This is a genomic window from Cellvibrio sp. UBA7671, assembly GCA_002483145.1.
Classification (GTDB): Bacteria; Pseudomonadota; Gammaproteobacteria; order Pseudomonadales; family Cellvibrionaceae; genus Cellvibrio; species Cellvibrio fibrivorans.
The window spans coordinates 302,995-317,308 of the sequence record DLHJ01000014.1 but is presented as its reverse complement, the minus strand read 5'-3'; the positions used below and the strand labels follow the sequence as shown (position 1 = coordinate 317,308).

The following is a 14,314-nucleotide window of genomic DNA, read 5'->3' as shown; positions in this document are numbered from 1 at the left end:
AGGGCAACAGTGAATGGGCAAACACAATAAAGTGGGGGCGATGATTGATCGCTAAGCGTATGAACTACATACAAGGTTCGGCTGCGTGTGAAATTAACTCAAGGAGTCAGGGCACAAGTGCAGTCGTAAAAGGCGATTTAATCAACGAATTCCCGCGTCATCTGCAAAGCAGACGTTTATGCAATCCACAAACTCCGATTCGTATAACCGATTGCATACTATGGGGCAGGCTGAAGAGATTTGAAAAACAGAATCGATCAGCGTAAATATCTACCAAGTGTCTAGAAATATAACAAATGGTCGGGCAGCCCTCAGACATCCAGTCTGTTCAGCATTTACCCCATGGCAAGACATTCACGATCAAGAGAGGGGTTACTGAAAGTGCGCGGAGTATAGAGGCTTGCGGCTTTCAAGGCCAGTTAAATTTGAATCCGGTCGCAAATTAGTGCTAAGCAGGCGTAATATCGCGCACAAAATTGCATAAGTGAGCGCCCTTGGCGAAACGGACTGTTCGGCGCGAGGGGCTGGGTTTACACTTCTATCCTTAATAAAGATTCCCTTTTATGGCTGAATGTTATGGCTGAACGACATATCTCTACCACCGCGCTTGCCCGCCTGATTAATAAGGAGAGCAAAGAGCTATTTATCCTGCTGACTACCGGTGGCTGGATCGTCAAAGTGGATAACCATTGGCAACTTACCGAGAAAGGTAAGTTTGAGGGTGGCGTTTACGTCAATCACCCCAAGTATGGCGAATATATTGCTTGGCCAGAATCGATCCAGCAGCACCCTTTACTAAAGCTATTGCCGGAAGCTCCCTTGAGTGCAACTAACCTTGCGCACAAATGGGATATTCCCGCGCGCCTGGTCAACGCGTTGCTCGCTGAAAAAGGCCTGATTAAAAAACATATCCGCGGCTGGTTGCTGGCGCCCAAGGGAAAAAAATTGGGTGGGCAGCAGCAGGAGGCGGAGTCGGGTATTCCGTTTGTCACTTGGCCAGAAACCATTCTGGACGAGCCAGAGCTTATTGCTTCACTCTTGCAAATTACAGGTGATAACGGCCTGGACGGACAACCCACACTGGATGGCCACAGCGTTAATAATGCGGTGCAGCGTCGTATCGATAATTGGCTGTATCTAAATCGCGTTATCCATGCTCGCGATTATTCTCTACTTTGGGATCTGGATTCTGCGGTTGCGGATTTTTATTTGCCTGATGCTGAGCTTTGTATCGAGTGTTGGGCCGATGAACTCGGATTGGAAAACAACCGTGCGGCGGTGATTAGCGGCGAACTGGAAAAAAATCAGGCCTACAAAAAACACAAGGTTGCTTACGTCGAGTTTCGCGATGAAAATATTCATCAGGTAGACGAAATACTCGCGCGGGAATTGTTGCGGCGTGGCATTGCCGTTTATTAATAAATCGTTTTAGGAGTTTCTCATGGCAAGTGTTTTTACAATGATTATGGAAGGAAAAATCCCCGGTAATTTTGTCTGGAAAGATGACAAGGCCGTCGCCATCCTGACCATCCAACCTATCCGCCAGGGCCATGTGTTAGTGATCCCACGCGCCGAGATTGATCAGTGGAGCGATTTGCCATTGGATCTCGCGTCACACTTAATGCAAGTGAGCCACAACATCGCCAACGCGTTGAAAGTGGCTTATCCCGCTACCCGCGTTGGTTTTATGATCGCAGGCCTTGAGGTTCCCCACACCCATATTCACTTGGTGCCCATGGACTCAATGGATGATTTAAGTTTCGCGTTTGCAAAAAATGCCGATGGTGAGGTGTTAAAACAAACAGCCGAAAAAATTCGCGGCGTTTTACAAGGGCAGGGGTTTGTTGAGGCGAAGGTCTAATTACAGCGCGCATCCAACTATTCGCGAGTTGGATGCGTATTTATGTCCTATATGAATCTCTTGCTCGCACCCAATTCGCTGCTTTTCTGGCTATCCACCTGTATCACCCTCCCGATTTTATTATTGGCAGTCCGCCATGCTCCCTGGCAACAAGTGCTCACTAGTCAAGCACGCCAACATGCATTATTTGCCACCATACTTGCGCTGGCGCTGTTGTGGCTGTTGCAAGTATCGGTGCGCGATACCTTGGCAATTCATCCTTTATTAATGACAGTCACCACCATGGTATTTGGCTGGAGCCTTGCGACCTTAATCGGAGCCATGGCTTTGGTTGCGCTGGAGATCTATCAAGTACCGCTACATGCACTCACACTGGATTGGGATGTCGCCGTCGCACAGTTTGATTTGAGCACCTTGCCGGTCGATTTTTGTTTAAGCGTCGCTGTGCCGGTGGGATGGGCCTGGTGTGTACTTTGGTTGGTGGATCGCTGGAAGTTCAAAAATCCTTTCACCTATTTCTGGGGTGTTGGATTTTTTGGCGCGATGCTAAGTTGTATCTGGCTCGGCCTTGCTGCCATATTGTTATTTGCAGTTACAGGTAGTGATGTTCAGTTCGCAACTACTCAAGAGCATTTCATTGTTTTTGTGTTGATGACCTTTCCCGAAGGTTTTGTAAACGGTCTTATCGCTACGGTGATGACGGTGTTGTATCCCGACATGGTGAAAACCTATCGCGATGATTGGTATTTAAAAGATTAAACCTGGTGCATAAAAAGTAACCTCGCGTTAATTCTACCTCCGCTTTCTTTTTATCTTCTTTTCCATACCTTCTGCCGAGTGCGACTTTCGGTAGCCTTGGTATTTTCTCGCGCTTGTGCCCGTCTGCGCGTTTATCCAGCATTAAAAACAGTGAATAATCCGACCCATATTCTCCGGATTGTTTAGGTTGGTTTGTTGAAACTCTTTATAAATCAATTAATTAAAAGTGGGTCGCTTTTCCGTCAAAACTGAGCCGGAGCATTTTGCGTCTGGCGCCAAAGTGAAGCGACTACCTATTTTCCGTTGGGTAATTATGGCTGCACTGGAGATAAGCCAGCCTACACTGGGAGGAGAGACCCAGTGTCAGGTTGATCGCTCAAGCAACAAGATCACGCAGCCAATGAGAGATAACCAACGAGAAAAAGGTCCGAGGAGGACGCTGTTATGTTCATAAAATCAAGAATGTCGATGGCAGTGGTTGCAGCCATGACCTCGACACTGGCACTGGGGAGTGCTCAGGCAGCAGATACAACTGTCGATGAAAACCTGGAAGAAGTCGTGGTCACAGGTATTGCAGCGAGCCTGGGGCGCAGTATCGATAAAAAACGCAATTCAGAATTGGTCAGCGACAGCATTACCGCTGAGGATTTGGGTAAGTTCCCCGACAACAACATCGCCGATTCATTGCAGCGTATTCCCGGTGTAGCGATTGATCGCGCGGGCGGTGAAGGCCGCTTCGTGAGCATCCGCGGTCTGGGGCCGGATTTCAGCGCAGTGTTGATCAACGGTCGCTCACCGGCGACTGAAAACGAAGACCGTGCATTCAGTTTCGATACCCTTGCTTCTGAATTGGTGCGCACGGTTGATGTATTCAAAACCTCCAATGCCGGCCTGAAAGAGGGCGGTTTGGGCGGTACTATCAATATTATTACCGCACGTCCTTTTGACTTTGATGGCTTCCATGCTGCAGGCAGCATCAAAGGTATGTATGAAGAAAACAGCGAAGACACCAGTCCACAGGCATCATTTATTGTCAGTAACACGTTTAACGATGAAAAATTGGGTGTGCTTGCATCGCTCACATATCAAGAGCGTTCCAGCGCGAAATATACCGTTGAGAACGAACATATTTCCAAAACCACTGAAGAGCCTTTTTTAAACTTCACCAATCCTTCACAGGGTTGGGCGGGCGGTTACGCTTATTCAGGTGATGGTTTGGAAGAAGATACATACCGCATCCAAAGTTTGTATGCGGGCATCACCAACGAAACCCGCGAGCGTATTGGTGGTAATTTAGTGCTGCAATTGCAGGCAACCGATGATCTGGTATTAACTGCAGATGTAATCCACTCCAAATATGATTCGTCTACATCAAAATACTCCACAGGTTCTTACATGTGGGCGCCGACTTTATCTCCGCTGAATCAAATTGATGAGCACGGTTTCTACAACGTAATCAATCACGGTTATGACGCTGGCTACAATATCACCGGTTATGCGCATTTATTGACGACCACCGAGCGCCCGACAGAATCCAATGTTGGCGGTTTAAATGCGGCTTGGGATATTTCTGACGAATGGAAAATGATCGCCGATATTTCCATGTCTGATGCGATTCTCGACAACCGTGGCCTGGATCGTTTGTACATCGTGGAGTTTTTGGATCGACCTGGATACATCATGACCTCCAATGGTGGTATTCCAACCCTTGAGTACGCTAATCCCGCAGCAATAACACCGGAAATGGGCAGCGCCAATATGAAAGATTTGCGCGCGCGTATTAATTCGAATGACGGTGTTTACAACAAAGCCAAAAACCACGAATTCAAATTCGATTTTGAGTGGTCTCCAGCTGATTCATTCCTGTCACAAGTGAAATTTGGTGCGAACAATACCGTTGCAGAAAAAGCGACCGAATACTGGAAAACGCCTGATTTGATTCGTCGTATGTATCACGGCCTTGCAACCCAGCAAGTCATGGATACAGATGCAGTTATTAAAGGCGTGTTAAAACCGGGCAATGTATTTGGCGGATTAAACGGCGACGTTTATATGATTGATCCGGTTGCTTACCGCAATTGGATGGCAGAAAACATTGACGGTCGTACACGCGCAAATACACCGGCGGGTATCGCCTCAAAAGCGGCGTTCATTGCCAATGGAAGCAGTTGGGATGCCGTTAAATCCAACGATTCCTCCACCATCGAAGAAGATGTTACTTCTTTCTATTTAGAAGCAGCCGCTGATACCGATGTTTTCGCAATGCCTTTGCATGTGTCAGGTGGTGTGCGTTACACCGATACCGCGTTGACATCATCAGGAACCACGCAAGTATTGATAGGCCTTGAACGTGAAGCGGCTGAACCGGGAAGACCACCGTCACCCTGGTTGGTACAACAATTTGCAGATGAAGCCGGCACTGCGGTTGCAATGAAAAATGATTACGACAATTGGTTGCCATCGCTCAATGCGCGCCTTGAAGTTACTGAAGATTTTTATATTCGCGCTGCGTTTAGTGAGACATTAACTCGTCCAACATTAACCGCCTTGGCTCCCTACACGTCATATCAGACAACGACGACGTCAGTGCGTACGGCGCGTGGTAATAACCCGAACCTCAAACCCTTTGTATCGCAAAACCTGGACTTGTCATTTGAGTACTACTATGACGATGCGAACATGATTGCTGTGGCGTTGTATAAAAAAGATATCGACGATTTTATCGTGACGATGAGTTTGCCGGAAACCTTGGAAACGATTGTTGATGTTGAAGATCCGGCTTGGCGAACGTTTACCGTTACGCGTCCACAAAACGGTGAGTCGGCCACTATTGAAGGTGCTGAACTTAACTGGACTCACGTGTTTGAAAATGGATTTGGTTTATCCGGTAACTACACATTTGTGAACAGCGATGCATCACTAAGTGCTGCAGGTGCAATCCAACGATTTGCGTTGCCAGGTATTAGTGACACTGGAAACGCAACGGTTTTTTACGATAAAGATGGCCTGCAATTGCGTGTTGCCTATAACTACCGCACCGAATTCCTCGGCCGTGTATCTAACGGGCCAAGTAGTGAACCTGTTCATTACGATGCCTATGGTGCGGTTGATGTCAGTGCAAGTTACGATTTCACCGACAAGATTACGGTGTTTGTTGAAGGCAGTAACGTCACCGGCGAAACCGTCAACAAATATGGCCGTTACAAAAACCAATTCATCGGTTTTGAAGATACCGGTGCTTTATACACCTTTGGTATTCGCGCCAAGCTCTAGGTTTTTGTCGTTCTTATTTAATTGTCCTTTAGTTGTGACTCCCGTTTGCCCGGCTTCGGCCGGGCCTTTTTCCCCTTTTGCCTGAAATTTGTGTTCAACAGGAAGTACTGCGTAATGGACCACATCTTTGCTGTAGATAGCGTTAATCACACAATAATGTTTGTTATCCGATAAAGGTGTTATATGAAAAAATTATTCAACCTTCGTATTTTTAAATTTCTATCATTATTTATCTCATCATTTATTTTTTGTTATTCAGTTAGTGCACAACAAACCTGTAATGCCTATGTCGGTGGCGGTTGCGCAGACATTAATGCGATGTATGTAAAGCTTGATTCAACCTCCAGAATCGCTGGCGTATTGGGTGATACCGCAGCTGAAAATACCTTGCTCAAATTTGCGCGCGACAACGGCATCAATTACCTGATCATGTACGACCTGCAAGGATTAGTGGCCAATTCTACCCGTGCAACACAATTGGCATCGCTGATTTCCCGTGCAAAAACCCAGTATGGCGTGCAGCAAGTGGGGGCAGCATTAGCGGAATCACAATTTGGCAACAACATTGTCGATTACAACAATAGCCATGCATTTAACGAGCGAATTGATGTGCTCAATGTGGAGCGTGAATTTTGGCGTTCTACAACTAACCGAGCTGCTGAATTTGATGAAACCATCAATGTACTGAATTACTTCAAAAATCTTGGTACTGCCAATAACTTAACCACTGAAATTTATATTGGCTGGATTACCGCTACAGAAGGCGCGCGTTTGGGTGATGCAGCTGATCGGGTATTGGTACATTTTTATCGCCAGACCGATACCGAAATTATTAATTACGGTATAGAGCGTTTGCAGTACCTCGCCGGTGCCAGCCGCAAAGTGAACATAGCGCCTATTTTTTCCAATGAAGGCCCAACAACGACTGACGATGCTGAAACCTATTTTATGGGCAACTGGTTAGCAACCAACCCGAATGATAAAGCGTTTAAAAGTTGGATTACCGGCTACAACGCACTCAATGCCACCTGGAAAAATAATCTTCAAGTCGTGGGTTCCAATTGGTTTTTATACAATCATTTTCCCGCTATTTACGCTGCTAAACCCAATCACATTACCAGCAATCCCACCAATCAAACTGCCTGCGCTGGTCAGTCGCGCACTTTTACTGTCGCGAGTTCTGCTACCAACAAAAGTTATTGCTGGATGAAAAATGGCAAGTGCTTGATTGATGGTGGAAACATTGCTGGCGCACGTACAGCATCACTCACTGTATCTAACATCAGCGCAGCAGATGTGGGTAATTATGCGGCGCGAGTGATTAGTTACGATGCAAATAATCCCACCAGTTTTACCTCAACCAATGCGAGCTTAAGCATAGGCGGTAGCTGCGGTGGTTCTGGAACAAATCGCGCGCTGAATAAATCGGTTACGGCATCTTCATTTATCGCAGCGGGTTATGAACCTGCAAAAATAGTTGACGGCAATACCACCACAACCCGTTGGGCAAGTGCTTATTCCGGCTCACAGTGGATTCAGGTTGATCTGGGTGCTTCATACAGCATTACCCGGGTGAAATTAACCTGGGAAGCAGCTTACGCAACGGCTTATCAAATCCAGATTTCTACTAATGGCAATAACTGGACAACGCTGCGTTCAGTTACGGGAAATACAGCGTTGATCAATGACCAAACCGGCTTAAGTGGCACCGGCCGTTATGTCCGCATCAACGGCACAGCGAAAGCATTGCCAGCTTGGGGCTTCTCGCTGTTTGAGTTGGAAGTCTATTGATTCGTTACAGACTGCCTCTGTGAGGCAGTCATTTTTATTGTTAATCAAACTCCAGGGTTTGATGTGGTAGAGGTATTAGCACTATGTGGAAAAAATATTTATCAGTTGCAGGGCTTGTTCTTATTGCGGGTCAGGTGTGCGCGGGGTCGCTTTCATCGGCGGATTTAAGGGTGTTTGCCCAAAACGCGGAATTGCGCTTTGGCACAGTCAGTAATTTTGGCCGCGAAGGTGCTTTTACTGCGCAAGTGACTATCAATAATAATTCCTCCCTGGCCTTACCAAAAGGAGAGGGAAATTGGAGAATTTATATTCACTCGGTCAAACGCATATTGTCGAGTGACTCCGCCGAATTTACCTTTAAGCATCTGCAAGGTGATCTTTATGAGCTTTCGCCCACTGATAAATTCCCGGGTTTAACATCTGGAAAATCCTTGCGGTTTCCCTATGTGGCACGTGGCCACATCGTGAGTTACAGCGATTTTATGCCGCGCGCATTTATTGCCAATACCGCAGGGGATGCAGCCGTATTTGCCAATACCGATACTGAAAACCTTGAAGCTTTTGTTGATCCCTTTATTAAGCCAGAACAATTTTTACGTTTTGATACGCCTAAAGACTTTTATTCCGTTGTAACCACCAAGAGCCGTTATCACACCAATATGGCGATTAACCAATTGGATGTAGATACTGAACACGTAAAGATAGTTCCGACACCCAAAAATGTAACCTACAGCAAGGGCAGCGCACAAATTGATAATCGCTGGGTGATTATTGAAGTGGGTGGCCTTGCGTTTGAATCCGGTTATTTGCAGAAGCGGTTGCATGATGCAGGCTTGTCGCTGGAAAAAAGAGTATCTACCAACATTCCCAAGCAACAGGTCATCGCACTCAGTGTCGATAAAAAACTCGCGGATTCTGCAGCCTATGAGCTAAATATTACCAGCGAAAAAATTACCGTTTCAGCCGGTACTGCGACGGGTGTGTTTTACGGAGTACAAAGTTTATTGAGTTTGTTGCCAGTAGAAAAAGCAACCGTGCAATCCGTGCCTGCGCTGCGGGTATTTGATGAGCCGCGCGCGGAATGGCGCGGCATGCATTACGATCTTGCACGTAATTTTCACGGCAAAGAAGCAGTAATGTCGCTGGTTGAACAAATGGGGCGTTACAAACTTAATAAACTCCATTTGCATCTCACAGAAGATGAAGGTTGGCGAATTGAAATTCCTGGCTTACCGGAATTAACGGAGGTGGGAGCATTCCGCTGTTTCGATTTAACCGAAACCACCTGCCTGATGACGCAATTGGGTAATGGCCCCAGTAAAACTGCAGTAGGCAATGGTTACTTAACCGCTGCGGATTTTACCGAGATCATTAAATTTGCGGCGCAACGCCATATTGAGGTTATTCCTGAAATAGATATGCCCGGCCATTCCCGCGCTGCCATTAAATCCATGGAGGCACGCTATAAAAAGTTAATGGCATCTGGTCAACAAGCCGCTGCAGAGCAATATCTACTGAGTGATCCGCAAGATAAATCCCGCTACATGTCGGTGCAAAGTTATTCGGATAATGCAGCCAACGTCTGCTTGCCATCGACCTATGAATTTATTGAAAAAGTGACTTATGAACTTCAACAAATGTATCGCAAAGCAGGGCAAAAACTGACGGTATTCCACATGGGTGGCGATGAAGTCGGTGCAGGTGCATGGACTGCATCACCCGCGTGCACTCAATTATTTGCTAACAATGATAAAGGCGTTGCCGGTGTAGCTGACCTTAAACCCTATTTTGTCCAACGTGTTTCTGAAATGACCAACAAACGTGGCCTCGATTTAATGGGGTGGGAAGACGGTTTGATGTACGACCCGAACAATACCTTTAACCGCAACCAATTATTCAATAAACGCGTGATCGCCAATGCCTGGGACAATATCTGGGAGGCCGGGGTCGCTGACCGTGCGCATCGTTTAGCCAATAACGGTTACGATGTTGTTATTTCTGGTGCAACACATTTGTATTTTGATCACCCACATGAAGCCAGTGCAGGGGAGCGCGGCTACCACTGGGCAACACGTTATACCGATCTCGCAAAAGTATTTGGTTTTATGCCAGATAATCTTTACGCCAATGCCGATAGGACATTTATTGGAAATGACATTACCAATTTGAATGGCTTGGTTGGCCGCATTCTTCCACCGCTGAAAAACCCCGAGCATGTTCTGGGTATGCAAGGGCAGGTGTGGACTGAAACCATCAGGACTGCAGAACAATTACAAACCATGATTTTCCCGCGTGTAATTGTATTGGCAGAGCGCGCATGGTTTAAGGCGGAGTGGGAAAGTGATAGTCCTGATGTGAGCAAACGCGCTACTGATTGGCGAGAGTTCGCGGCCACCTTGGTTGCAAAAGAGTTACCCAAATTGGAACAGTCAGGCGTTAAATTTTATTTGCCACCCCCCGGTGGTATTCGCGTTAACAACCAGCTAAGTGCTAATTCATCGTTACCCGGAATTGGTATCGAGTACAGCCTTAATAACGGCAAAGATTGGGTCCAGTATCAAGATAAAGTGGATGTAGGGACGGGGCAAGTATTGCTGCGCAGCCGCTTACATTCCGTTGTAAGCAACACAGCGACTGTTGATTAGTGTGTTGGCTATACAGCCGCTTCCGGGAAAATTATTGAAAGGTTTTTATAATGTTACGCAATTTATGTATTTTCAGTTTTATTTTTGCGCTGGTGTCCTGCGGTGGTGGTTCCTCTGCAATAAAAAATACCAACAACAGTGGCAATTCTGTTGTTGGATCAAGTGCTTCATCAAATGATTCATCTAAGATAGTAACGAATGCGAGTTCAGCAGCAGAAGCAAGTGCGTCCAGCGCGGAAGTTTCTAGCTCCAATTCCTCCATCGCATCATCAGCTCAAGGTGGTGAACCACAAAACGATCAACTATACGGAATGTACGTGTCCCTTAATACGGGGCGCACTAATGCATTGTTGGGCAATGTTGAGCGTGAAGATCAATTTATAAAATTTGTACGCGATAATGGATTTAACTATCTCATTTTTTATGATTTGGAAGGCCTTAATCCAACCTCAACCACCGCCAAACAGTTTGCTGCATTGGTCAGTCGCGCTAAATTAACTGCCGGAGTTAAAAGCGTCGCCGCCGCCTTGGGGGATGTGAGTGAGGCGAATACTATAGTCGCCTACAATAATGGTCGCCCCGAATCCGAACGTATCAACGTATTGAATGTGGAGTACGAGTTCTGGAATATGCCTGATCGCGCCACTGCGTTTAATAATACGATTGCGATGCTAGAGCATTTTAAATCCGTCGGCATGGTGCATGATTTGCAAACAGAGATTTATGTTGGCTGGATTAATGCAACGGAAGCAGTTAGGTTGGGAAATGTTACCGACCGGATTTTAGTGCACTATTACATGCAGACGGATGTGACTATTATCAATTACGGCCTTGAGCGTCTTGAGTGGCTATCTGCTGCTAGCCGCAAGGTAAAAATTGCGCCCATTTTTTCCAACGAAGGCCCAAAAAACACCAATGATATTCCGTTTATGGGATGTTGGCTGGAAAAGAATCCACATCAGCAGGCTTATAAATCCTGGCGCGAACAGTATGATGCACTCAATAAGCCATGGAAGGAAAATATCGAGGTCGTTGGTGCTACCTGGTTTATTTATGATAAGTTCCTGGATGTAAAAAACCTGAATGGCAATCAATCGGGCGGAGTTATTTCCAATGGTTGTGACGTCCAGTAATTTTGAAAGAATGGCGATTGTATGGTTGTAGTCGATAATGAACATGAACAAATGCTGATTCAGGATTCGGCGCGCCTTGCTTTGCTGCAAGGCGACTACCGCAATGCGTTTCAATTATTGACTGATGCCGTTAGTCGTTATCCGCAGTGGGCAGGCGCTTATTTTTTGCTGAGCCGCATTGCCTATGATTTCAAAAACCATCTCAAAGAAGTTGAGATGCTAACCCATGCTTACCGCCTTGAGCCGGATAAACTGGAATACACGGTGTATTTGGCTCGTGCACAGGTGCTTGCTGGAAATACAGATGCTGTGTATTTGTTGGCACGTGCAGAGCGTCTGCAAAACCACACGGCAGAAGTGTTGGATGTGATGGGCGTAGCTTACAATCGACTTTGTATGTATGAACAAGCGGCGGTTTGTTTTAAAAAAGTTATTGCGTTTGGGCAAGCACAACCTGGTCTTTTTTTTAATCTTGCCTCGTCACTAAAATTTTGTGGTGACTTTGCTGGTGCTCGTGATGCTTATGAAAGTGCTATCGCTTTAAAACCCGATTATTACAAAGCACATGCCGCATTAACTAGTTTGGGGGGGATTACTCCGCAAACTAACCACATCGCTCGCTTACGTGAGTTGGTGTCCACGGCAACAGATCCTGATGATAGTTTGTGCGTGGCCCATGCGCTTTCCAAAGAGCTTGAGGCACTAAAGTGTTGTGATGAATCCATGGCGGTGCTGGCACAAGCAAAGCAGAAAATGACTAAAAAGCTCGCCTATCAGTTTGCGCGGGATGAGGATATTTTTGCACGAGTAAAGCAGCATTTTTCAGCAAAACCGCCAGTGTTAAATAAGGGTTATGCAAATGGGCGAGCGATATTTGTTGTTGGAATGCCGCGAACAGGAACAACCTTGGTTGAGCGTATTATCTCAAACCATAGCCAAGTGGCCACAGGTGGTGAGCTGTATAATTTTTCGGTAGCGCTAAAACGTCAGCTCAAGTCAACCAGTAATGAGTTTATTGATAGCGATTTTATTAACCGTTTGGACGAGGTGGATCTTGCAGCATTGGGGCGTGAATATATTTCCAGTACGGATTATTTGTTGGCGGGAAAGCGTTATTTAGTGGATAAATTGCCGCTGAATATACTCTATGCCGGTTTAATTATTGCCGCTTTACCTGAGGCAAAAATAGTCTGCCTTGACCGTAATCCGCTCGATACTATCGTCAGTAATTATCGCCAACTGTTCAGCTTCCATGATTCCACCTTTGGATACACTTTGAATCTTGAAGATGCCGCGCGCTATTACGTGGCATTCAAACGTTTAGTTGACCACTGGCAGACGCTTTACCCCAATAATTTTTATGTGGCTAATTATGAATCCTTAGTGGCTAACCCTACTGACGAGATTAAAGCACTATTAGGTTTTTGTGGTCTGGAGTGGGAGGAGGCCTGTTTGGCCGTAGAGAAGAATAGCAAGCCAGTTGCTACGGCTAGCGCAGTGCAAGTCCGGCAACCGATTTCAGCGGCAAGTGTTGGGCAATGGAAACATTATGCGGCTTATCTTGAACCTGCAATTGCGATATTAACTGATGCTGGTCTTTTGCCTAAATAATGGCAAATCAATGAATAGTTATATTGTCGTCATACCCGCATACGCGGGTATCCATAAAAACAGCCTCAAGTGCTGAGCACTACTCCTGCGCAAAGTGTGCTTTGCGCAATGCCTCGCGGCGGAATTCTGTTGGTGATGTGCCCGTCAAACGCTTGAAGAAGCGTTGGAATGCCGATTTACTGTTAAAGCCCGACTCTAATAAAATATCCATAATAGTCATGTCTTTGTATTTTTCATCGGTGAGATAACGTTTGGATTCTTCAATGCGGTAGGAATTAACAAACTCAAAAAAGTTTGTGCCAAATGCTTTGTTAATGGCAAAAGAGACATCCCGGTAAGGCACCCCGATCTTCGCTGAAAACTGCTCAACGTTAAGGCTTTGGTTAAGGTAAAGCTTTTGGTTGACTATGCCGTCCATAATTTTGCTGATAGTGGAATCCAGCGGTTTGGTGTCTACCAATGCAGCAGATTCTTTCGGATCATCAAACTCCTCTTCTTCCTTGGTGGTAGTGAGGTTTTGCGCATGGGAAATACTGTAATAGAAGAGTGCGATCAATAAAATAAAGTTCAGGTAGTTATCGGTAACACCAAACGGCAAGCGATAGAAATAGGCAAGTATGCTTAGAGAGAGCGTCCAAATACCGGCTAATACAAAACCCAGGGTTAAATAATACAACCACCAGAGAGCGGTTTCATTTACGTCGGAATGTTGTTGGCGCAGCATTTTGTGATAGTGCCAAACAGTAAAAGTTGCGGCGATAAAATATCCCAGTGGAATAATTTTCAGCGAATACCAAAGGCTGTCTATGACTTGATAGAGCAGTGCATCCATACCAAAGGTGTCGAGCTTCAGGCGGTTGATATCAATATCGAAACTGGATATCACCAGTATGGCGATGAGCATCGGTGTTAAATGCAAAAGATGGATGCGTTTTAATTGGAAATTTTCTTCCGTAATACTGCGTACATACAGTAACAGCAAAGGCGCTTTTAACAGCATGGAGCAGCAGTAGAAGTAGGGTACTAGCGTTGCGCTCATGGTTGATTGCGGAATGTATTCATTCCAGATCAACATAATGCCGATATCGGATAATGTGAGGCTCAAGAAAAAACTGGCTAATAATGCTTTGGTGAGTTTTTTCTTGGCGGGTAAGATGGGTTGGAATAAGGCTAGAATTAAACTCAAACCTATCGCCAGAATGAGAATAATATCGTTTAAATTAAAAATAGGAGTAATCATT

Annotated in this window: 9 protein-coding genes; 8 read left to right on the top strand and 1 reads right to left on the bottom strand. The window is 45.8% G+C overall.

Features of this window, described 5'->3' with window-relative positions:
- Positions 1 to 576: 576 nt before the first annotated feature.
- The 8 genes from B4E62_RS13140 (at position 577) to B4E62_RS13105 (ending at position 13,073) form a co-directional block, all read left to right on the top strand.
- A complete protein-coding gene (locus tag B4E62_RS13140; protein WP_331352363.1) occupies positions 577 to 1,419 on the top strand; it encodes a 4-alpha-glucanotransferase in 843 nt (280 codons plus the stop codon).
- 22 nt (positions 1,420 to 1,441) lie between these two features.
- A complete protein-coding gene (locus B4E62_RS13135) occupies positions 1,442 to 1,861 on the top strand; it encodes an HIT family protein (protein ID WP_310070653.1) in 420 nt (139 codons plus the stop codon).
- Positions 1,862 to 1,903: 42 nt separating this feature from the next.
- Positions 1,904 to 2,620, top strand: coding sequence for a hypothetical protein (locus B4E62_RS13130; protein ID WP_331352362.1), 717 nt, complete (start codon positions 1,904 to 1,906; stop codon positions 2,618 to 2,620).
- A gap of 444 nt (positions 2,621 to 3,064) precedes the next feature.
- A complete protein-coding gene (locus B4E62_RS13125) occupies positions 3,065 to 5,893 on the top strand; it encodes a TonB-dependent receptor (RefSeq protein ID WP_331352361.1) in 2,829 nt (942 codons plus the stop codon).
- A gap of 183 nt (positions 5,894 to 6,076) precedes the next feature.
- The gene (locus B4E62_RS13120) at positions 6,077 to 7,684 is read left to right on the top strand and encodes a discoidin domain-containing protein (RefSeq protein WP_331352360.1); all 1,608 of its coding nucleotides are present in this window, start codon (positions 6,077 to 6,079) and stop codon (positions 7,682 to 7,684) included.
- Between the two features lie 170 nt (positions 7,685 to 7,854).
- On the top strand, positions 7,855 to 10,329 hold the full coding sequence (locus B4E62_RS13115; RefSeq protein ID WP_331352359.1) for a family 20 glycosylhydrolase: 2,475 nt from the start codon (positions 7,855 to 7,857) through the stop codon (positions 10,327 to 10,329).
- Between the two features lie 50 nt (positions 10,330 to 10,379).
- Positions 10,380 to 11,462, top strand: coding sequence for a hypothetical protein (locus B4E62_RS13110; protein ID WP_331352358.1), 1,083 nt, complete (start codon positions 10,380 to 10,382; stop codon positions 11,460 to 11,462).
- A gap of 21 nt (positions 11,463 to 11,483) precedes the next feature.
- Positions 11,484 to 13,073, top strand: a complete 1,590-nt coding sequence (locus B4E62_RS13105; RefSeq protein WP_331352357.1) for a tetratricopeptide repeat-containing sulfotransferase family protein — start codon at positions 11,484 to 11,486, stop codon at positions 13,071 to 13,073.
- A gap of 79 nt (positions 13,074 to 13,152) precedes the next feature.
- On the opposite strand, the gene B4E62_RS13100 is transcribed toward B4E62_RS13105, so the two are convergent.
- Positions 13,153 to 14,313: an AraC family transcriptional regulator gene (locus tag B4E62_RS13100; protein ID WP_331352356.1), complete on the bottom strand. Its 1,161-nt coding sequence runs from the start codon at positions 14,311 to 14,313 to the stop codon at positions 13,153 to 13,155.
- Position 14,314: the final 1 nt, after the last annotated feature.